Source organism: Geovibrio sp. ADMFC3, from assembly GCF_054687035.1.
Window position 1 is genome coordinate 2,568,981 of the sequence record NZ_BAAFZG010000002.1, and the last position, 20,381, is coordinate 2,589,361.

The 20,381-nt window shown below is 43.6% G+C and carries 18 protein-coding genes; 8 read left to right on the forward strand and 10 right to left on the reverse strand.

Features of this window, described 5'->3' with window-relative positions:
* Window positions 1-30 precede the first annotated feature (30 nt).
* Entirely contained in the window at window positions 31-1,179 is a 1,149-nt protein-coding gene (locus tag ACYRYY_RS12555) for a cache domain-containing protein (protein ID WP_460215946.1), read from the reverse strand.
* Between the two features lie 32 nt (window positions 1,180-1,211).
* The gene (locus tag ACYRYY_RS12560) at window positions 1,212-2,276 is read right to left on the reverse strand and encodes a hybrid sensor histidine kinase/response regulator (protein ID WP_460215947.1); all 1,065 of its coding nucleotides are present in this window, start codon (window positions 2,274-2,276) and stop codon (window positions 1,212-1,214) included.
* 131 nt (window positions 2,277-2,407) lie between these two features.
* On the opposite strand from ACYRYY_RS12560, the gene ACYRYY_RS12565 reads away from it, so the two are divergent.
* The gene (locus ACYRYY_RS12565; protein ID WP_460215948.1) at window positions 2,408-3,586 is read left to right on the forward strand and encodes a THUMP domain-containing class I SAM-dependent RNA methyltransferase; all 1,179 of its coding nucleotides are present in this window, start codon (window positions 2,408-2,410) and stop codon (window positions 3,584-3,586) included.
* Between the two features lie 19 nt (window positions 3,587-3,605).
* On the forward strand, window positions 3,606-4,067 hold the full coding sequence (locus ACYRYY_RS12570) for a hypothetical protein (protein ID WP_460215949.1): 462 nt from the start codon (window positions 3,606-3,608) through the stop codon (window positions 4,065-4,067).
* Window positions 4,068-4,119: 52 nt separating this feature from the next.
* On the opposite strand, the gene ACYRYY_RS12575 is transcribed toward ACYRYY_RS12570, so the two are convergent.
* Genes ACYRYY_RS12575 through ACYRYY_RS12585 form a run of 3 tightly spaced genes read right to left on the reverse strand, consistent with a single transcriptional unit; the run spans window position 4,120 to window position 7,226 of the window.
* Entirely contained in the window at window positions 4,120-5,001 is an 882-nt protein-coding gene (locus ACYRYY_RS12575; protein ID WP_460215950.1) for a SphA family protein, read from the reverse strand.
* 11 nt (window positions 5,002-5,012) lie between these two features.
* The gene (locus ACYRYY_RS12580; RefSeq protein ID WP_460215951.1) at window positions 5,013-5,516 is read right to left on the reverse strand and encodes a cytochrome c3 family protein; all 504 of its coding nucleotides are present in this window, start codon (window positions 5,514-5,516) and stop codon (window positions 5,013-5,015) included.
* A 9-nt stretch (window positions 5,517-5,525) separates the two neighbouring features.
* On the reverse strand, window positions 5,526-7,226 hold the full coding sequence (locus tag ACYRYY_RS12585; protein WP_460215952.1) for an FAD-dependent oxidoreductase: 1,701 nt from the start codon (window positions 7,224-7,226) through the stop codon (window positions 5,526-5,528).
* A 320-nt stretch (window positions 7,227-7,546) separates the two neighbouring features.
* Here ACYRYY_RS12585 and ACYRYY_RS12590 point away from each other — a divergent pair, with 320 nt between their 5' ends.
* A complete protein-coding gene (locus ACYRYY_RS12590) occupies window positions 7,547-9,190 on the forward strand; it encodes a sigma 54-interacting transcriptional regulator (protein ID WP_460215953.1) in 1,644 nt (547 codons plus the stop codon).
* A 52-nt stretch (window positions 9,191-9,242) separates the two neighbouring features.
* On the opposite strand, the gene ACYRYY_RS12595 is transcribed toward ACYRYY_RS12590, so the two are convergent.
* Both ACYRYY_RS12595 and ACYRYY_RS12600 read right to left on the reverse strand, forming a co-directional pair.
* Window positions 9,243-10,307 (reverse strand): PorV/PorQ family protein, encoded by a 1,065-nt coding sequence (locus tag ACYRYY_RS12595; RefSeq protein ID WP_460215954.1) that lies wholly within the window; start codon window positions 10,305-10,307, stop codon window positions 9,243-9,245.
* Window positions 10,307-11,149 (reverse strand): hypothetical protein, encoded by an 843-nt coding sequence (locus ACYRYY_RS12600; protein ID WP_460215955.1) that lies wholly within the window; start codon window positions 11,147-11,149, stop codon window positions 10,307-10,309. Before ACYRYY_RS12600 ends, ACYRYY_RS12595 begins: the two co-directional genes overlap by 1 nt.
* A gap of 222 nt (window positions 11,150-11,371) precedes the next feature.
* Between ACYRYY_RS12600 and ACYRYY_RS12605 the strand changes: the two genes are divergently transcribed.
* Window positions 11,372-12,367 (forward strand): glycoside hydrolase family 3 N-terminal domain-containing protein, encoded by a 996-nt coding sequence (locus ACYRYY_RS12605; RefSeq protein ID WP_460215956.1) that lies wholly within the window; start codon window positions 11,372-11,374, stop codon window positions 12,365-12,367.
* Here the strand turns inward: ACYRYY_RS12605 and ACYRYY_RS12610 are convergent.
* From ACYRYY_RS12610 to ACYRYY_RS12620, 3 genes are all read right to left on the reverse strand, one after another.
* A complete protein-coding gene (locus ACYRYY_RS12610) occupies window positions 12,348-13,481 on the reverse strand; it encodes an O-antigen ligase family protein (RefSeq protein WP_460215957.1) in 1,134 nt (377 codons plus the stop codon). The two genes, ACYRYY_RS12605 and ACYRYY_RS12610, sit on opposite strands and share 20 nt — an antisense overlap.
* A 20-nt stretch (window positions 13,482-13,501) precedes the next feature.
* Window positions 13,502-15,142: a putative manganese-dependent inorganic diphosphatase gene (locus ACYRYY_RS12615; protein ID WP_460215958.1), complete on the reverse strand. Its 1,641-nt coding sequence runs from the start codon at window positions 15,140-15,142 to the stop codon at window positions 13,502-13,504.
* 63 nt (window positions 15,143-15,205) lie between these two features.
* Window positions 15,206-15,661: an SRPBCC family protein gene (locus ACYRYY_RS12620; RefSeq protein WP_460215959.1), complete on the reverse strand. Its 456-nt coding sequence runs from the start codon at window positions 15,659-15,661 to the stop codon at window positions 15,206-15,208.
* 204 nt (window positions 15,662-15,865) lie between these two features.
* Between ACYRYY_RS12620 and ACYRYY_RS12625 the strand changes: the two genes are divergently transcribed.
* The 4 genes from ACYRYY_RS12625 (at window position 15,866) to ACYRYY_RS12640 (ending at window position 20,294) form a co-directional block, all read left to right on the forward strand.
* Entirely contained in the window at window positions 15,866-16,324 is a 459-nt protein-coding gene (locus ACYRYY_RS12625; RefSeq protein WP_460215960.1) for a SixA phosphatase family protein, read from the forward strand.
* 10 nt (window positions 16,325-16,334) lie between these two features.
* A complete protein-coding gene (locus ACYRYY_RS12630) occupies window positions 16,335-17,666 on the forward strand; it encodes a CHAD domain-containing protein (protein WP_460215961.1) in 1,332 nt (443 codons plus the stop codon).
* Between the two features lie 18 nt (window positions 17,667-17,684).
* Complete coding sequence (locus ACYRYY_RS12635; protein ID WP_460215962.1) at window positions 17,685-18,425, forward strand: ParA family protein; 741 nt, start codon at window positions 17,685-17,687, stop codon at window positions 18,423-18,425.
* 210 nt (window positions 18,426-18,635) lie between these two features.
* Window positions 18,636-20,294 carry a Na/Pi cotransporter family protein gene (locus ACYRYY_RS12640; RefSeq protein WP_460215963.1) on the forward strand — a complete coding sequence of 553 codons (1,659 nt, stop codon included), beginning with the start codon at window positions 18,636-18,638 and terminating at the stop codon, window positions 20,292-20,294.
* Window positions 20,295-20,381: the final 87 nt, after the last annotated feature.

The window sequence follows — 20,381 nt, forward strand, 5'->3', positions numbered from 1 at the left end:
ATAGCATGGCGAAAGCATAGAACCCCGGGTTTACCCGGGGGTATCTATTTTTTCAGCCATTCTGAAGTTAACGGTGTGCAGATCGGTTAGTTCTTTTTCCGCAGGCGATAAAGCTTTATGAACAAACCCTGAATTTTTTATTAGTATGTATAGGGTGAAGAGCCCCATCGCAGAAAATACTATTAAAATCAAATAACCGTTTTGAAGATTGTTCGTTGCTGTGAGACTTACGTCAGGTTTTTCAATATGTATGCCGTCGTATTCAAAAAAGCGGCTTTTTGTGATATACCAATTCCACTCAGGATATTTTTTAACAACAGTGAGAGCTTCGGAATATTTTCCGAAAACCGGATCTTCCCTTGTGTGGAGTATTATCTCCCTGCCGCTGTAAATAAGCGGGGCAAATTCTGAACTTTTTTGACCGTCATTTTCCGGTGTGCTTTCAAGCTCTTCATTAAGAACAGTTTTGAGAAAACTTTTTCCCGTAAATGTGCCCATAGATTCAAAAAGATTTATTCTTCCGTAAGCCGGATAAAGCATGTAGAGGTTTGAGAGATCGTTTCTGACCTTACTTTTTGCAAGTCTTTCAGCTTCTGTATTATCAGCTTCAGCTATGGTGACAATTCCACTTTTGCTGTCGCAGACTACGTAGGCTTTCTTTTTTTCAGGAGACATGCCGTGCCTTGCTCTTAGGCTGTAGGTTATAAATTTATTTGTGAATCTTTCGGGCTTTGCGGCTATTTCGGCAAAGATGTTTTCGCCTTCAGACGTTCTGAAGCCAAGAAAAGACGAGTTTTCATACATAGGTTCTGCGGGAAAAATGTGTGCTTTGCCGTCGGGGGCAAGAACATAAAGATTGAACACGCTGTCTGCTCTGTTTACTGCGGCGAGGATAGAGACAGACATCTCCACCCCCTTTTCGGCGCCATACTCGTTTTTCATTTTCTGAATAAACTGCATGGTTGTTTCAGCCTTGTTTTTTAGTCTGAAGTTCAGGTTTTCGTCTTCCTGTCTGCGGATGTAGTTTATTCTGTTTATAATGTTATCAAGCTCATTGTTAAGGATATTCTCCGCTGCGCTGATTTTTGTGTCTTTCTCATGGCGTGTTTCCAATGGTCTGCGGGTGAAGCCGTCAGCAAAAAACATGAGAGTTCCCGCAGCAGCGAGAAGCAAAAACAATAAAAAGAAAGCTCCGTATTGTTCTATATTTTTTATTTTAAACCGTCCCTGTGAGGTATGAACATCCTGAAGACAGCGCCTCCGCAAGGGGAGTCCTCCGCTTCAACACTTCCGCCGTGTATTTCTGCTATATGTTTGACTATGCTCAAGCCTATCCCCATTCCTTTAATATGCCTGCGGCTGTCAGTTATTCTGAAGTCATCAAAGATTTGTTCTGTATTTTTTTCCAGTCCTTTACCGCAGTCTTCGACAATAAATGCAGTGTCTTTATCTCCGCATGCTGTTTTGATGTTAATATGTGATTCTTTTTCAGAGTATATCACCGCATTCTCAATGAGCATTGTCAGGGCTTCCACAAGAGTTTCCCTGTCTCCGCTTATCTGAAAATCCGGTTCATTGTATATTTTGATGGATATGTTTTTTGCTTCGGCTTCGGGCAGTTTTTTCTTAACAGCTTCATTGATACATTCGGATGCCTTGAATTCAGATACTCTCATTCTGAAGCCGGACTTCAGCCTGCAAAGCATTGTGGTTTTATGAACAAGATCTGCAATTTGCTTTGCCCCCTGCAGGATCAGTTCCGCCAGTTCTCTGTTTTCCTTTCCGAGAGCTTTATCTTCAAGAAGCATTTCCGCAGGACCGACTATTGCTGAAAGGGGTGTTCTTGTCTCATGGGAGAATATATTTATTATATCTCTTTTAACGGCATCCACTTCCTCAAGGCGTTTCAGCTTGAGAAATACTTTGATCTTTGCCAGAAGCTCATCATCGTTAAATGGTTTTGTGATATAGTCATCCGCCCCGGCATCGTAGCCCCTGAGCCTGTCTTCCGTCATTGATTTGCCTGAAACAAGAATTATTTTGGTAAACCTGTGGGTTTCCCCTTCACGTATTCTCCGACATACTTCATAGCCGTCCATTCCGGGCATCATTATATCCAGCAGTATTATATCTGGTTTGAAGTTTTTTTCTGCTTTAAGAGCATCTTCACCGGATGACACCGCAGCGCAGGAATATTCGGAAGCGAGTATTTCCATCATAATATCGAGATTTACAGGGTCGTCATCCACAATAAGGATTCTGTGTTCAGGTTTCATAAACTCCTCCGCCACGTTGAGACAATAATAAAGCGGTTTTTTCCTCACATCAAGGAAGCATTGCGGGTTGTTCTTGTTTATAGTTTTTTAGGATGCTATTATCCGTTTTTTCTTCAACAGGTGTAATTACTATGTACGCATTCCGCAATAAAAGCAGAATTGTCGTGACCTGCGCTAAAGGGATAAATCCCTTTCTTAAGGAAGAGCTTGAAGCTCTGGGTTACGGTATAAAAAACGAACTCACCGCAGGGCTTGAGACAGAAGGCACAATGAAAGACGCCATGCGCCTTAACCTCTTTCTGAGAACAGGCAGCAGGGTGCTTTTTCAGCTTGCCCGTTTCCGTGCTGCCGGACCGGATGAACTCTATAAAGAAGTCAAACAGCTTCCGTGGGAGGACATGCTTGATCCCAAAGGTTATTTCAGCATAACCTCCTCTGTACTCAATGATAATATAAGGGATACAAGGTTTGCGAACCTCCGGTGCAAAGATGCCATAGCGGACAGGATGGCATCAAAACTCGGTAAACGCCCTAATACCGGACCTGAACTTAACGCCGCTGTTCTTTTTCTTCACTGGAGAGAGGATGAGTGCGCCCTTTATATCGACACCTCCGGTGAAGCCCTTTCAAAAAGGGGTTACAGATATAATCCTATGATGGCTCCCATGACTGAAACCCTTGCTGCTGCTGTTATTATGAAAACAGGGTGGAAAGGCACAGATAACTTCATCAACCCGATGTGCGGCAGCGGAACCCTTGCCATTGAGGCGCTTATGAGCGCTCTGAACATGGCAGGAGGAATTATAAGACGCAATTTCGGTTTCATGCACATCACCGGTTTCAACAAAAAGGAGTGGAGCGACATGCGCAATGACGCTCTCCGTGTGGTTAAAAAAGATATAAAAGGACAGGTAATCGTTTCCGATCATGATGAAAGATGTCTGAAAGCTGTGGAAGAGAATGCAGGATACGCCGGAGTTGAAAAATATCTGGATTATCAGCTTTGTGATTTCCGAGACTGTACCGTTCCGGAAGGCGGGGGAACAGTGATTCTTAATCCCGAATACGGCAAAAGACTGGGGGATGAAAAACAGCTTGAATCTGTTTACGGAGCTATAGGAGATTTTTTCAAAAGCAGCTGTCAGGGCTACAAGGGATATATTTTTACCGGAAATATGGAACTGGCTAAACATGTTGGTCTGCGTACGGCTTCAAAGACGGTTTTCTTTAACTCAAAGATCGAATGCCGCCTGCTTGAATATGAACTTTACAAAGGAACAAAGAAACATCAGGATAAAGACGAAGCATAGACTTTAAGGAGCAGAAACAATGATTAAAAAAGTTCTTCTCTGCGCTTTCTGCGCGGTTTTTCTCAGTGCATGCCTCACTCCGAAAGAGTGTAAAGTGGCAAAAAATATCCTTATTATGCCTGCTGACTACAGCACATCACAGGGTGCAGGTGTTGATTTCGGCAGACAGTTTCAGGATACCCTCACACAAGACATAGCTGACAGATTCAAGGCTCTTAATGTTAAAGAGGGTTATGAGGGCGAGAACAGTGACATTATAATCCGTGTTGTTCTTGTTGAGTATTCTGATCCGGTTTTTACTGACAGTCTTGTTAATTCCGGCACGGGTAATGTTGAGGTGAGTGTGAGGCTTTTCAGTGGCAAGGGTGCATTTTTAAGGGAAACGTACATAATGAGAGACCTTAAGAAGGGAACAAAGGAAGATGTTCTCAAGAGCATTGTTGATGAAGCCGTTACTTTTATAGATAAGCAGTGTCTGTAGATTAATAAAGCTAAGGGGCGGATACACCGCCCCTTTTGTCGTACAGAAGCAGCTACAAGGGTTTTACCAGTGTCAGCCAGGCTGATGTTCCTTCTGTTGTGTCCTGTGCTTCAAATTCTCTGTAAAGCTTACATTTAAATATGGCTCCAAGTGCTTCGGAGAATATGTCCACCTCCGGTCCTATACCGAAAATTCTGTCATGGACGCTTTTGTCCCACGAGGCATCATTCCCCTTGTCGTCCGTAATTTGCCAGTGAGCATAACCGGCGAGCCCGATCTCAATTTTAGGAGTTACAGCTTTTGCTATTCCCCATTCAATATTTAAATCATCACCGTATGTTACATCGGTGTCATTATTCTCAAAGTGCTTCTCATAACGGCTGAGAACAGAGAGTGACCACTCTCTTTCCGGATCAGGATAATATGTTGCGCCCAGCGTAAGCATAAATGTGTAGTGGTCTTTTCCTATATTCAAAGGACTGCTTTTGTCATAGCTTCCTGTTGGCAGGAAAAGGGCAGTTCCCAAAACTGCTTCAAAGCGCTCCTCGCGCCATGAGAGAAACATAGGCTCAACAATTATATCTCCAAGATCCGTATCATCCTCATCCACTCCGGCAGCGCCGATGCTCAAATCTGCATATACAAGGGGAATAATGATATTCATCCCGTAGTATGCGCCGAGTATTTTCTTTTCTGTCACATACACAAACCTGTGTACGTTGGCAAAAGTGGAAATTTCAAAATCAATGTCCTGTTCGTTCCCGTTTTTGTCCATAGATTTGTCAGATGTGTAATAGTTGTTGTACATCAGATAATAAAATCCCGGACCGGGAGCCGTTCCTGCTTTTATTCCCTCTGAACCCAGTGAGTAATCCTGAGCATGTGCAAGCCCTGCAAATGAAAGTATGAATATAATAAACAGCTTTTTAAGCATACGGTTCTCCTTTATTTTATTTTCCAGCCTGCGGGAAGCCGCTCTTCCCATTTTGCATGATGACATTCCGCACATACAAAAACGGATGCCTGATGCACCTTATGGCATTCATAGCAGCCTATCTCACCCATATGGGATTCGTGCGGGTTGCGACCCCATTTTTCCATGAAGCCTTCAGTGCGTTTACGTATGGCTTGGTAGCTTTCATGGCATCTGAAGCAGAAATCAGGTTCGTATTCCCGTGTGTACATGGGTTCCTCATATTCTCCGTTTTTATACATTTCCTCTTCATTTTTACGGGTCTCATCAGAGTATTCGTGGCACTCCGTACATCCGATTCCTGCCTCAAAGTGTTTGCTTACAAGAAGTTTGCCGTCTTTGACTCCTTCTGTATAAGGTTTAATTATGTGGCATTTATCTCCGCATGCGGAGCTGCCTTCTGCAAAGGCAAGCCCCGCCGCAAGAAGAATCGGGAGCAGTATTAATGGAGGAAAAAACAGCTTCTGTTTCAGCATCTTCCGCCCTTAGATTTTTATAGAAGGTATGATTTTGTAGGGATCTTTACCGGCAGCTTTTATACCTGCCATTCTTCCAAAGGTGAGGCATCTGCCGTGGTTGATTCCGGGGCAGATTGTGGGATAGTCATTGGCAAAAAATTCACCTCCGGCAGAACCCGCAACATACAGCCCCTGTATGGGGTTTCCTTCTGCATCAAGAACCAGCAGATTGCTGTCTGTTCTGACACCTCCGGACATTGTGAGAAGCGTACTGAAAAGCTTGCCTGCATAAAACGGAGGATTAATGATTGGTGTAAGAAGTTCTTTTCTTTTACCGAAATCCACATCATCCTGCATTTTATAAAGTTCATTATACCTGCTGACAGTCTTAATAAGGTTTTCGACAGGTACGTTCATTTTGGAGGCAAGTTCTTCTATGGAGCTTGCGGTCACAACCTTACCGTCTTTTATGTGGGCTTCCTGAGTCATTTTCTCAACTTCCAGATTAAATCCGTTGCCCCATGGCTGCCACATCTGCCCGTAGAAAAGCCCTCCTGCAAGGTTGGCATCAACCTGTTTTTTAACCTGTGTGAGACCGTCACGGTCGTATATTGTCCAAGCTATTCCGCCCGGTTCCAGTTCTTTTGAGCAGCTTTTTGACTGTGTGTTGACATCTTCGTTTTTGAATCGGTTGCCCAAAGCGTTAACATGAAGAAAACCGTAGCTGGCGGCTCCGGCTTCCAGATGCACTGTTGCGCCGTGGGGTTCATGCCTCTGCATCGCACCGCCAACCTGCATCGCCATTATATGTCCATCACCTGTGTTGCATTTATTGGGGAAATATATCTGTGCATCAGCTTTAAGCGAAAACGGAGAGTAGCATCTCTTCATTTCGTCATTTGAAGCGTAATCACCGGTTGCTATGATGACACTGGGGGCAATAAATTTGGTGTATTTGCCGGGTTTGCCGGCGATAACTCCGTTTACTCTGCCGTCTGACCCTTTAAGTATCTGTACCGCAGGTGTTCCGTAGTTGAAAGCCACTCCTTTTGATTTTGCTTCTTTTTCGAGAGCAGGAACTAAGGTAACATTGCCTATTCCCTTTGAATTGCCGTAAACATATGATAAATCAGCGTCTTCTTCATGGAAAAAGTGAGTTACAGGATATTCAGTATAGTCAGGTCCTTTGTAATAGCCTTCCCACATAGTTACTTTAAGTCCGTATTTTTCGCCTATAGCCACAGCCCAGTCCATGCATGCGCCGCTTTTTTCAGCAAAACTCCATAAAAGCCTTTCATCCATACGCCCCTGAGCCCATGCAATCCAATCACGTATGACTTGTCTGTAGTTGTTTTTGATTCCGAGACGTTTCTGTATTTTACTGTCAAATGCTGTTATATGACCGCCTCTGGCAGCCCATGTGTTATTTTTTTCAATAAGCTGGACAGAAGCGCCGAACTCCGCTGCGGAAAGTGCGGCTGTTATACCTGCAAGCCCGGCTCCTATGACGACTACATCTGATTTGACAGTCTTCTTGATCTGCTTTTCTGGGATAGCCTTAACGGGTTTTTCCCAGCTCCATTGTGTGCATTCGTTAGGAAGCGGATGCCCTGCTGCTGTGTCTGCAGAGGCAATGCCTGGGAGGCTGACTGCTGTTACTGCCGCCGCCGCACCGGCGATACCGGTTTTAATAAAATTACGTCTTGATAATTTTGTTTTTTCGTCCATCTGACTCTCCTTAAAATATGTGATATTGGGAAAACATTTTTCCCGTCACGTTTAATAAAAATTAAACATGCAGATGCCGTTAGTGTGTTAGCTCATAAAATGGTTTATGAGCTAATAAACTTGTATTTTGTAAAGCATATAATGTGCCAAAATAATGATAGAGGATAACATATTTGTAAATAAGCTATTTATTTGTATATGTCTTTATGCGACTATCATTTTGATAGCTGTATCTATCAACATGATAAGTTTTGGTTGCGATTGTATCATGAGAAATGATACAGTGTTTATATTTGATTGTTTTATTGAGGATAAACTTTATGGATGTATGTAATTTGAAAACAGATGCCTATAACCTGAAAATTGACGATCTGCTGAAAGTGGATCCTGAGAGTAAGATCATTTATTTCATGAACCAGAGGGTTCTTATCGACGACTGTATATCCAAGGGACTTCTCCGAAAAGAAATTATACAGATTTTTGGTAAATACGGCGCAAAAAACGTTTTTACCAGATACGGTTATGCTCACGGGTGGAGAACGGCAGAAATGCTTAAAGAAAAATTTCCCCGGTTACTCAACAGCCCGATTGGCGGGGCACATCTGCATATTATTCTCGGTCTCTTCATAACTACTATGCTCGAACAGACGGACGGCAAGGGTGATAAACCGCTTATTCACTCCGTAATTCAAGATTCTCATGAAGCGGAGCAGCATATTATGCACTTTGGAAAATCAGATGAACCTGTTTGCTGGACACTGACAGGTTTTGCCAGCGGGTACGAGTCATTTAAGCATGGACGTGATGTTTATTTTATTGAAACAAAATGCGTAGGCAAGGGGGATGAACACTGTGAGATTGAAGGAAGATTCGCTGATAAATGGGGAGACAGACTTCAGGAACAGCTCCCGTTCTACGGAATGGATTCAATCAACGATATACTTGGTGAGCTTACCAACCGAATATGCAGTACAGAAAAAAAGCTTAAAAAAACACAAATGCATCTGCAAAATCTTGAGTTGAAAAAATATGCTGTCGAAGGAATGGTCATCAGAAGCAAAAAGATGCAGGATATTATCAACCTTGCCGAGCGTACCGCTAAAGTTGTTTCACCTGTTTTGATTGTCGGTGACAGCGGTTCAGGCAAAGAGGTTCTGGCGCGGTATATTCATAACAACTCACCGTGTGCTGCCTGCCCTTTTATTGCGGTAAATTGCGGAGCATTCAGCGATTCTCTTCTGGAAAATGAGCTGTTCGGGCATGCCAAAGGTGCGTTTACCGGTGCTGACAGAGATCATAAAGGGCTTTTTGAAGAAGCAGAAGGAGGGACTTTGTTTCTTGATGAAATAGGTGAAACCTCTCCCAGTATGCAGGTGAAACTGCTTCGTGTACTTCAGGAAAAAGAGATCAGGAGGCTTGGCGAGAATAAAACAAGAAAAATAAATGTAAGGATAATTTCAGCAACCAACAGATGTCTTGAAACAGAGATAGAAAAAGGTGCGTTCAGAAAAGACCTTTATTACAGGCTGAGAGTCATTGAACTCAATATTCCCCCTCTTCATCAGCGCAGCGAAGACATACTGCCTCTGGCTCATTTCTTTTTGAAGCAGGCTTCAGCAGAAATGAAAACCAATGTCACAGGTTTTTCCCCCGCTGCCGCAGAAGTGCTTTTAAGATATAACTGGCCGGGAAATGTCCGTGAACTTCAGAACGCAGTTCAAAGAGCTGCTGTTTTGTGTGATTCAAAACTTGTGAGTGCCGCAGATCTGCCCCCTGAGATTTCTTTAGCGGACAGCAGCGGGTATAACGGAATTAACTTAAGCACCCTTGCAGATATTGAGAAAATCGCTATAGAAAAGACCCTCGAAACTGTAAAAGGAAACAGGAAACTGGCTGCTGAAAAACTTGGTATAGGCATTGCAACACTGTACCGGAAACTGAAAAACTATGATATACAACAATGAGAAAAGGGACGGAAAACACCGTCCCTTCTGAATTTTTTGTGATTCTTTTATTTTAGAAGCCGAGGCTTAAGGTCAGGACGTGTCTTTCGTCCTCAAGCTGACCGGAGTAAGCGCCCATTTCTTCCTGATAGTAAGCGTAATCAAGAGTAACATAGCGGAGATCCAGTCCGAGCCCCATTGTGAAATATCCCTGATGGAGACCTGTTCTTACAGCGAGGGCTTTCCATGTTGCCTGTGCGCCGAGGTTGATTCTTTTGGGAATATCACTGTCCTGATCATTTGCCATGAGGACATCTCTGAAATCTGCCACAAAGTCGGTTGATATAGATCCGAATGTGGGAGAGTAAGCAACAGAGAGATTCACTGTTGTCTCAAGGTCTTCAGCATCGCCCATATCTGTTGTGCCGATATTGTTTACTGCTGCGCCCACACGGAGATTGGAGGTGTTTTTGGGCGTTATGTTGTAGATAACGCCAACGTTTGCAAGAAGCCCTGTTCCGTCTTCCAGATCATCTTCGATTATTTCATCAAATTCGTCACTGGCTATATCAGCCACGGAGTAGGTTTCACTGAGGCTGCTTCTGTTCATAAGGATTACACTGACACCAACATCAAGCCTGTCACTCATGAATGAACGGGATATTCCGCCGATTATTCCGTAGTCTATCACTGCGTCAGTATCAAGTTCCGGAAACATTTTGTTTCTTGCAATACCTGTAACCTGTGCGCTGGCGAATACGCCCAGAGAAAAGTTCTTTCTGTAGTAGGCGGGGAAGAATGTTCCGTTAAAGTTCTGATAATCTCCGATTATATCACGGAGAAAGTCAGCCACTTCGGCTTCATCATCCCAGTCTGTGTCGCTGTATGCGTTTTTATTATCCATGAGGTTATTATTTGCTCCAAGCTGAAGGCTGATGATGCTCCATCTGGAATTGTCTATTCTGGCAAGCCCTGCGGGGTTGTAGAACATTGTATATTGATCCTCACCCATTGCGTAATAGGCATCGCCCATTCCCAGAGCTTTTGTGGAGCGTACTATGGAGGGATACTCCAGAGACGCAGCAAAAAGCACAGAGGGGAGTATCAGGATTGCTAAAAGAATGACCAGCTTTTTCATTATACTACCCCCACTATTACGAAGTTAATGTAGTCTGCAATATCGCCGGCGTCATATACCTGGTTGTTATCATGATCCAGATCATTCAGGAAGTCTTCAAAATCTTCCTTAATATCACTGGTATCCCCGCCTTTGATGCTTGAAAAAACTTCAATTGCGTCTGCAATTGCGGTGAGGTTTCTGTTAATACGTGTGTTAGCCGCCAGAGATGTCTGTTCTTCGCTGGCGTTGTTTATTACATCACTTTCAGTTACAGCCGCTCCGTTAAGAGCTGTTCTGATTCCTTCTTCGGAAAGAGTGAGGGAATCTTCGTCTGCAACATCCATGACTGTTTTTGCCACAAGAATCGTGATGTCCATTGCACCCAAAACACCCTTCATTGTTCTTACATCCTTGTCGGTTGATGCTTCATCAAGGACATTGAACGCCGCCAGGATGGCTTCTTCATATTGCTCAATGGTGAGAGCGGCTTTTGCTCGTACTTTTCCTGTTACGGGTGTTGCAGCCGCAAGGACTTCATCAGCGCCGAATATTGAGGCGATAATATCGAATGTTTCAAGATCAGAATCTGCAACTTCGATAAGGTTGATGAAATCCACATTGACTTTGCCCAGATAGGCGGACGCAAGATAAACCTGCTGTTTGGGATCAAGGCTTGATTTGCCGAGATAATAAGCTATGACCTCGTCATAGTCCCCTTCATCCAGAGCGCGGATGGCGTCAAACTCTTTTGCTTCGCTGCTGCTGTCGTCCGCAACATCTTCAAAGAGATTGCTTCCGCCGCATCCCGCTAAAGAAAGCGTGAGCAGCAGGATACCTAGAAATACTGCCAGTTTTTTCATGTTAAACCCCTTGGTTATTGAATTAAAGAATATTACCATAAGCCTGATAATAATCAAAGCGGGCTTGAGGACAAAGGTCATTTTACCAATTAAATCAGAATTGCTTTATTGCTGTTTTTTCCCATTGAGGCTAATATTAAATCTATGTTTCGCAAAGTATTAATTACTCTCAGTTTTGTTTTTTTTCTATTCAGCAATTGTTATGCAGAAGAGTTGTCTGCAATGATCGGGCAGATGATCATGGTCGGTATTAAAGATACTTCGCCGGAAGGTATTTCTGTTGTTAAGAAACAGATAGAACAGGGTAAAATTGGCGGCGTGATCCTTTATAAATACAACATAGAAAGCCCTGAACAGGTCAAAAAATTTAATAAAGAACTCAAGATAGCAGCGGGTAAAAAACGACCTGTACTTTTTACGGCAGTTGATCAGGAAGGCGGGAAAGTGCAGAGGCTTGTTGCGGAAAAAGGTTTCAGAAGCTACCCTTCTCAGAAAGAAACGGCTGCGAAACTTTCTCCTGAGAAAGCGTACAGGCAGTATTTAAATATGGCAAAAGATATAGCCGAAGCAGGATTCAATGTTAATTTCGCACCTTCTGCCGATCTGGATGTCAACCCGGATTCCCCTGTAATAGGGAAACTTGGCAGAAGCTTTTCCGGTAAAGTTGACCAAGTTGTGCTTTACGCTGAAGAGTTCGTTAAAGCACATAATAGAGCAGGAGTAATTACTTCCATAAAACATTTTCCCGGTCACGGAAGTGCGCTTGCAGATTCTCATCTCGGATTTACCGATGTTACAAACACCTGGAGCAGAAAGGAGCTTGATCCTTTTAGGATTCTGATTAATAAGGGGCTTGCTCCTTCTATAATGACGGCTCATGTATTTAATTCAGATATTGATCCTGTGTATCCTGCCACTCTGTCAAAAAAACATATTGATATACTTAGAAAAGAGCTTGGATATGAGGGTGTAGTTTTTACTGATGACCTGCAGATGGGTGCTGTGAGAGATAACTATTCCCTTGAGGAAGTTGTTGTAAATGCTGTAAATGCGGGGGCGGATGTTCTGGTTTATTCCAACTTCTTTTTTAACGATTCTGAGTTCCCTGAAAAGGCGGCAGATATAATAAAAAAAGCTGTGGCAGACGGCAGAATAAACCTGCCGTCCATCGAACATTCATACGAAAGGATTATCAGGCTTAAGCGGAATCTCCGTTAAACATAATTCCTATGACACTTCCTGAAAGCAGCCACATAAGCATTGCCACTTCCGAATCTCCAAGATTGTTTTCTGTGAGTCCGCATATAAGAAACGCTATAAAGGCAGCTAAAACACCGTAGGAATAGGGTATCTTTCGTTTCACTGTTTTCATAATCTCCTGCCATAAAACTCCGAAAAAAATCATAAGGGCAGTCAGACCGGTCAGGCCGTATGACACTGCCTGCTGAAGAAAAGAGTTGTGGGCATGTGCCTTTGAGGCAAGCGTCTTGTCTGTGTATTTGTTAACTGTTTTTCTGAAATTGCCGTAACCAATACCGAACACAGGGTTGTCTCTGATGATTTTCAGGGAAGTTTTCCATAAAACAATTCTTGTCCCAATAGAACTGCTCGAGACTTTGTATTCATCTGAAATGATTCTGGAAAAACGTTCATTTATTGAAGGTGTGAAGGCTATGGCGGCAATTACTGCCGCTCCCAGAATGCATGCGTAGGCTAGTCCTTTGAATCTGAATTTGATTATAAGAAGAATTGCCGCTGTCATGGGAAGAGCAAGTATCGGTCCTCTTGAGCCGGATAAAACAAGAGAGATGATAAGTAGAGGAAGTGCTGTATAAAAAAAGATTTTTTCACTCCTGCTTTCAAATCTGTTTTCGGTAATTGTAAAGAGGCACAGAACTGCTATCATTACAATAGAGTTGCCAAAGGTGAGTGCATGGGTCATGAAGCCTATGGCTCGCTCAGAATCAAACAAAAAATACTGTATTATTGCATAAGAGGCGGCAAAAGCTCCTCCTGCCACAATAGAGTTCATTATCAGCCTCAGCTTGGTTTTATCAGTAACCAACAGAATTGCCGTGAAAAGGTAAGTCATGCCCCAGAAGATTTTAACGTTTTTTGTGATATCCGGTGTCGGGTTGGTAAAAAGCAGCGACAGCCCAACAGCGGCATAAAGCAGACAGAAGCAGACGAAGAGTCTTGTTTTGAAGATCTCAAAATCACCTTCTTTATAAATAAACCAGAACGAGCTGATTATCATTACTCCAAGCAGTATCTGTGAGGCGCTTATGGAGATAGATTGAGAGAATCCGGCTAAGGTAAGTATGTAGTTCACGGTAAAGTCCTCTTATATATTTATCCGTTAAGTTCTTCAAGAACACGGAGAATTTCAGGAAGAAGCTGTTTTTTCCTTGACAAGACCCCGGGAAGGTCAAAGCATCTGTCTTCTGTTTTGTTATAAGCAAGTATTTTCTCTCCTGCTTCAAAACCAGTGGTGAGCAAAATACTTTTTTCCATTATGATATCAGTAACAAGCAGCATCCCCCAGTCAAGGCTTTTATCGGAAGTATTTTTCTTGATAGCTTCGAGGAGAATATCTTTGACTTCATCCATTTCCTGAAGAGTGACAACTTCCACCTGACTGATGCCGACTTTTACTCCGTATTCCTCATATATTTTGAAATCGGTGTTGATGATATTCTGCGGATCCCTTGTCTTGAGACTGTCTGTGGCGGAGAAAATTTCCACTCCGTATTCTTCATAGTTCAGTCCTGCTGTCTCAGCCAGAGCTTTTACGGCTTTTCTGTCCTCCTCTGTGGTGGTGGGAGATTTGAGTATTACTGTATCAGAAAGAATACCGGAGAGCAGTATGGAGGCGGTGTTTTTGTCAATTTCTGTTTCGTTTATCATATACTGTTGATAAACCAGTGTGCATGTGCTGCCGACAGGTTTGGCAAAGAAGTGGATCGGCGTTTTTGTTTTGATTGTGCCTAGTCTGTGGTGATCGACTATTTCATGAATGACCGCTGTCTCTGCTCCGTCAACTGCCTGGGAGATCTCGTTATGATCCATCAGTATAAGCCCCTTCTGGGTTTTTTTGATAAGATCAGAGCGGGTGACTATCCCTATGAGTCTGTTGTCTCTAAGCACAGGCAGACCCTTGTGGTCAATCTGGAGGAGTTTATCTTTTACCTCTTCCAGATAATCATGTTCGTCAACGGATGGAATGTCCTTTTTCATTACTGCTTTCGTGGGGATACTGAGCTGCAGGCGGCGGACTGTTTCTGCTGTGTCAAGCTCAGAGATGAATACCCAGCCTTCGTATCCTGTGAAATCCAGATCCACATCATTTTCATCTTTTATTCCGGTGAGGATTATGGCAGGAAGCTGGCTTTTTACAGCGTATTCAATAATATCTCTGCGTTTTCCGACTATTAGGACTATCTCTTTGGACTGCTGTGCCTCCATGCGTGCTTTAAAGCGTTCGTAGGGCATGGCGCCTATCATTACCGATGCCTTGAATTCCTCTTTTTTACCGCGCACATAGCTGTAACCGCCTATGACTTTTTCAAAGTTTTCTGCTCTGAAATGGAACACAGGCTTAGTCGTTACATCTTTAGTGGCGAGAAAGTCTGAGAGTTCAAATATGCTCACTACACCTTTAAAAACGTTTCCGCCTTCCACAACAGGAGTAATGCGTATTTTGAGTTCGTCGATATTTCTAATAACACCGAATACCGGTTCATTTTCATCGATTGCAATGACTTTTCTGGTCATAACATCGCTGACTCGTGGGTAAACATCTTTTATGAAAACCGGCGGTGTAATGCCGAATTTGTCGAAAATAAATCTTGTCTGTTTGTTCAGGTTTCCGCACCTTGCTGCTGTGTATATGTTTTCCGGGTCAAGGGCGTTTTTGAGCTTTGCGTACCCGTATGCAGAAGCTATTGAATCAGTATCGGGGTTTTTGTGTCCCACAACGTATATTTCGGGCATTTTGTTACCTCATAAAAATAATTTTGAACGATAACAGGGAATATTGCTTAAAGCAACAAAACATCAGTAAAAAATTGTTTCGAGAGTTTTTCTCCTGTAATCAAAGATCTGCTCCAGCTTTTTGCGCACGTAAAAAGCGTGTGCGATCCTGCCCAGAGGTCCGAACGGAAGGATATAATCCACAATATCCGTCATTTCCGTCCCTTCACTTGTTTCTTTGAATATATGTTGATGATGCCAGAATTTGTACGGACCGAAGCGCTGTTCATCCACAAAAAAGTACGGCTTTTCTGCATGGGTAATTTCGGTTATCCATTGCACGGGAAGTCCGGCGAACGGTGTGATTGTGTATCGGATGATCATTCCTGCATATGTTTCAGGCGGAAGCTGGGTTTTAACCTTAAATCCCAGCCAAGGTGGAGTTATTTCCTCGAGTTTTGAGGGATCACCGAAAAATTTCCATGCCTTTTCAAGGTCAACAGGAAGGGTCTGCTTCCTCATGAGTGTATAGAGCTTCAAAACACACCTTCTTTCTGACAATTTTCTGACATTTTTGCCACAACACTATTAAACAATAACTTATTATAAGATGTATAATCAATAGTATGGTGAAAATACGGGAAGTACGTAAACCTGATTGATAAAACGAGGGGAATTCCTTTGATTATGGAAAAACCAGGCGGAAAATCATTATTTAATGTTAGAATAAATAAGGTGAATGTGATGAGGCAGTATTTTATCCGCCATGCCCATGCGGAAGAGAGGCATGAATGGAAAGAAGATGACATGCTCCGCCCTCTGACAGCCGCAGGCAAGTCCCGCATGGAAAATACAGTCCGGAAGTTCTTTTCAATCTATCCTCTGCCTGATCAAATAGTATCCTCCGAAGCGGTGCGTGCCGTACAGACAGCCGAGATAGTGTGCGGTGTCACAAAGGGAGGTTTTGTAAAAGAGCCTCTTCTGAACCCGGGTGCAGATATTGCAGACTGGCTTGAGGCGGTAAAAAAATTTCCCGGCAGCAGCACGGTGGCTTTTGTAGGGCATGAACCGGACATGACAGAATTTTTGTCCTTTTACATGGCGGGAAACGCAATCGAGCTTGTTCTCAAAAAAGGATCGATATGCCATCTGGAAAACAGACATCTCATAAATCTTGTTCAGCAGAAGCTACTTATAGACTAGGACTGATATTTTGAAAAAACGTATATTTGCTCTTAAAAACTTCTCTCTTGATGCTCTTGAGGCATTTGCCGGATTCACCCTTAGACAAAATATTACCGGAGTGATGAAAAAAGTCGAACTGCCCGATGAACTCTTCCCCCTTAGAGATCGTGTTGAGTGCTTGTTAAGGAAAGATTCATTCAGCCTTATAAACGAGGATGGGAAAACAGTGTGCCGCCTTAACCTGACGGAAATCGAAGTCTGTTCCGCAGGCGGTGTTTTCAATTTTTCTTTTGCAGAACTTATACCCCTAAAAGGGTATTTTGGGGAGTTTTGCACTGTTCAGGCCGCTGTTGAAGATCAGGGCGGCAAAGAAACAAAGAAATTGCCTGTTATTTACTCTGTGAGAAAAGCAGGGTTCAGACCTGATGCCGGCAAAGGTACTGTTGAGGCGGATAAGACTCCTGATGCTCCTGCGGCGGATGTTATACGTGATCTTCTGATAAGGCTCATTAATATAGCAGATGAAAAGGAGCAGGGGGTTATTGAGGATACTGATCCTGAATTTCTCCATGATTTCAGGGTGGCTCTGAGGCGTTCAAGGTCGGCTTTTTCGATGTTTAAAGGGGCTTTTCCTCCGGAGGAGCATGAGTATTTCCGTCAAAAACTTTCACCTCTGTTTGCCAGAACCAGCCTCGCCAGAGATTTGGATGTTTATATTAAGATAATGGGGCAGTACAGAGCTGTTCTGCCTGATAGTATGCAGGATGACCTCAAGCCTGTTGAAAAGTACCTGACGGCAATGAAGAATAAAGAACATGAGAAGATTGTCGGTTTGATAAACTCTGAAGAATATTCACTTTTTAAGAATGAATGGCGTGATTTTCTGGGCAGGGCTGTTTATGGTGAGAAAGGCATGCAGAGAGTCCGTGACGCCGCCTCTGAAGTTATAAAAAATGCTTATGCAAAAATTGTCAAAGACGGCAGAAAGCTTGATAATTCAAGCCCTGCTTCGGACATACACAAAGTTCGTATAGGGTGCAAGAAGCTTCGTTATGCTCTGGAGTTTTTCAGACCTATTTTTCCTTCAAAGCAGGGTGACGCTGTCACAAAAAAACTGAAAACTCTTCAGGATTCCCTTGGCGCTCATCAGGACTATGAAGTCCAGAGGGAAAAGCTTCTCCGCTATACGGAAGAGGCGGCTAAAGGGATGAAAGACAAGGTTAATCTGTCTCTTGCTTCCGGTTATCTGGCGAGGTATCTGGATGAACTTAAATGTTCTGAACGGGAGAGATGTCTTGAAATGATAGACAGTTTTATTTCAGATAAGGTGAGAGCACAGATAAAAGAAATGATAAAATAATATAAAAAGGTTGTAATAATGAAGATACTGGCGGTTTACAGCATAAAAGGCGGAGTGGGCAAAACTGCGGCGGCGGTTAATCTGGCTTACTGTGCGGCGCAGAGCGGTATGCGGACGCTTCTTTGGGACTTTGATCCGCAGGCGGCCTCTACCTTTTATTTCCGTGTGAAGCCGAAACTCAATAAAAGCATGAAAAAAGCAGTTAAGGGCAAGTCTGATCTGGAAGCTGAAATCAAGGCGACAGATTTTGATAATCTTGACATACTCCCTGCTGATTTCTCCTGCCGCAATATGGATTTATTTCTGGATTCAGAGGATAAACCAAAAAAAGCAGTAAGAGACATGTTCAAAAGCATCAGTGGAGACTACGATATAGCTATTGCAGATGCACCCCCCGGAATAACCCTTCTTTCGGAAGGGATTATGAGCGCTGCGGATGTACTTGCCGTTCCTCTGATTCCCACGACTCTTTCTCTGCGTACATGTGAAATGCTCCTGAATTTCATGAAGGATAATAAGATAAAAGATGTGAAAACCGCTCTGTTTTTCTCCATGGCAGACCGGCGTAAAAAAATACACCGTGACGTCATGGACGGGGCGGAGTTTGAAAAGGCAAAGCTCCTTGAAAACTATGTGCCTTATTCGGCGGATGTGGAAAAAATGGGGCTTCATCGTGAACCCGTGGGGGTTTTCTGCCCGAAGAGCAAAGCCGCTCTCAGCTATGAAAGCCTCTGGGAGGAACTTAACGTCCTGCTTTGAATATACTGTTTTTTAATTAATAATTGATTTTCGTAAGCCTACATTGAAAATGTCAGAAATATGTCAAATCTCCTTGCGCCACTTTTTTGTTCAGGGTATATTTTCTATTAAATAAGCAAATGCTAAAAATTATAATATTTAATATGCCGGCTTATTATATATGGAAAACGGAGGCGCTGTTGCTGTTTTAAAAGGCTGAAGGAGGTTTTCATGGGAATAAAAGTTCTGCTTAATCTCACTGGCGGAGTTGCTCTTCTTTTATGGGGTCTTCATATGGTTCAGAGCGGTGTGATCAGGGCTTTTGGTGCAGATTTGAGAAGATTTTTAAGTCGTGTTCTCAGAAACAGGATCAGTGCTTTTTTTGCCGGCATAGGCGTTACGGCAGTTTTACAGAGCAGCACGGCTGTGGCAATGATGCTTGCCTCTTTCTCCGCTTTCGGACTGATTCCCCTTGCACCTGCAATCGCAGTTATGCTTGGAGCGAATGTGGGCACAACTCTTATTGTTCAGCTGCTTTCCTTTGACACTTCTGCATTTGCTCCTGTTTTTCTTGTTATCGGCGTTTTGGCATTCAAGCGCAGCACAAGGACGTTAGTGAAGGATCTGGGGCGTGTTTTTATAGGTCTGGGGCTGATGCTTCTTTCTCTTCATATGCTTTTGGATGGGTTTGCCCCTGCGGAGCATGCGCCGCTTATGAAGGAACTGCTGCACAGCGTAACGGACGAACCGGTACTTACCTTGCTCATTGGCGCTGTCATCACTTGGGCGGCTCATTCCAGTGTTGCCACTGTTCTTCTCTCAATGTCTCTGGCGTCCTCAGGTTTCATAAGCGGAGCTGCGCTTTTTGCTCTTGTGCTTGGAGCCAATCTTGGCAGTGCGCTCAACCCGCTGCTGGAGGGTGTTTCAAAGGGGAATCCCGCAGAGAGCAGGCTGCCCGCAGCCAATCTTTTTACACGTATTGCAGGCTGCGTAATTTTCCTGCCGCTGATTGAGCCCTGCATAAGCTTTTTAAGCATGCTTGATCCTGATTCTGTACGGCTTGCAGCAGATTTTCATACTTTCTTCAATGTAATGACGGCAGCTTTTTTCATCATTCCTCTCAATGGCTTTGCAAAATTAACTGAACGACTTCTGCCGGAGAAAAAGGTCAGTGCCGACCCGCATGCCCCGCTTTATCTGGACGAGGCGAGCCTGTCTATGCCTTCTGTTGCGCTGGCTTGTGCGGCAAGAGAAACACTGCGCATAGGAGATATAGTAGAGAGCATGCTGAAAAACGGCATAAAGGCACTTTTCAGCAACGACAGGAAGCTGGCGGCTGAGGTGTGCCGGACAGACAATATAGTTGACAGCCTGCACGAAGCAGTGAAGCTGTATGCTGTCCGCATAACAGGGGGAGCTCTGGAGGACGGAGAGAGCAGGCGGGCGTTTGAGATAATGACCTTTTCCGTTAATCTGGAGCATATAGGTGATATTATCGACAAAAACCTCATGGAGCTTGTTCAGAAGAAGATAAAGCACCATCTGAGATTTTCGGAGGAAGGGGCATCAGAACTGAACGAGCTTTACCGCATGGTGGCTGAAAGCCTGCGGTTGTCCTTCGGGGTTTTTCTCAACGGGGATGTGAGATCCGCCGAAAAGCTTCTTGAAGAAAAAATAAAGGTCAAAGAGCTTGAAATATCCGCTTCCGAGAATCATATGCGCAGGCTGAGAGAGGGAAGGCAGGAAAGCATAGAAACAAGCTCTCTCCATCTTGATGTTCTGCGGGATCTGAGGCGCATCCATTCACATATATGCGCTGCCGCTTATCCTGCCCTTGAGGCTGCGGGAAGACCGTTTAAACAGGCGCACCAAGAAGATGCCACTGTTTGAATGGGTTAACCTTCCTTGCGGATAAAAGCTCAAAGGTTATAATTTGTTATGAGAGGTATGTCTTCTCTTTGTGCGGTTGCAAAGAAT

What these genes read in the sequence shown, in the direction of transcription:
- ACYRYY_RS12560 (WP_460215947.1), bottom strand. Translation starts at nt 2,276, where the DNA reads ATGAAACCTGAACACAGAATCCTTATTGTGGATGACGACCCTGTAAAT.
- ACYRYY_RS12565 (WP_460215948.1), top strand. Translation starts at nt 2,408, where the DNA reads ATGTACGCATTCCGCAATAAAAGCAGAATTGTCGTGACCTGCGCTAAA.
- ACYRYY_RS12570 (WP_460215949.1), top strand. Translation starts at nt 3,606, where the DNA reads ATGATTAAAAAAGTTCTTCTCTGCGCTTTCTGCGCGGTTTTTCTCAGT.
- ACYRYY_RS12575 (WP_460215950.1), bottom strand. Translation starts at nt 5,001, where the DNA reads ATGCTTAAAAAGCTGTTTATTATATTCATACTTTCATTTGCAGGGCTT.
- ACYRYY_RS12580 (WP_460215951.1), bottom strand. Translation starts at nt 5,516, where the DNA reads ATGCTGAAACAGAAGCTGTTTTTTCCTCCATTAATACTGCTCCCGATT.
- ACYRYY_RS12585 (WP_460215952.1), bottom strand. Translation starts at nt 7,226, where the DNA reads ATGGACGAAAAAACAAAATTATCAAGACGTAATTTTATTAAAACCGGT.
- ACYRYY_RS12590 (WP_460215953.1), top strand. Translation starts at nt 7,547, where the DNA reads ATGGATGTATGTAATTTGAAAACAGATGCCTATAACCTGAAAATTGAC.
- ACYRYY_RS12595 (WP_460215954.1), bottom strand. Translation starts at nt 10,307, where the DNA reads ATGAAAAAGCTGGTCATTCTTTTAGCAATCCTGATACTCCCCTCTGTG.
- ACYRYY_RS12600 (WP_460215955.1), bottom strand. Translation starts at nt 11,149, where the DNA reads ATGAAAAAACTGGCAGTATTTCTAGGTATCCTGCTGCTCACGCTTTCT.
- ACYRYY_RS12605 (WP_460215956.1), top strand. Translation starts at nt 11,372, where the DNA reads ATGATCGGGCAGATGATCATGGTCGGTATTAAAGATACTTCGCCGGAA.
- ACYRYY_RS12615 (WP_460215958.1), bottom strand. Translation starts at nt 15,142, where the DNA reads ATGCCCGAAATATACGTTGTGGGACACAAAAACCCCGATACTGATTCA.
- ACYRYY_RS12625 (WP_460215960.1), top strand. Translation starts at nt 15,866, where the DNA reads ATGAGGCAGTATTTTATCCGCCATGCCCATGCGGAAGAGAGGCATGAA.
- ACYRYY_RS12635 (WP_460215962.1), top strand. Translation starts at nt 17,685, where the DNA reads ATGAAGATACTGGCGGTTTACAGCATAAAAGGCGGAGTGGGCAAAACT.
- ACYRYY_RS12640 (WP_460215963.1), top strand. Translation starts at nt 18,636, where the DNA reads ATGGGAATAAAAGTTCTGCTTAATCTCACTGGCGGAGTTGCTCTTCTT.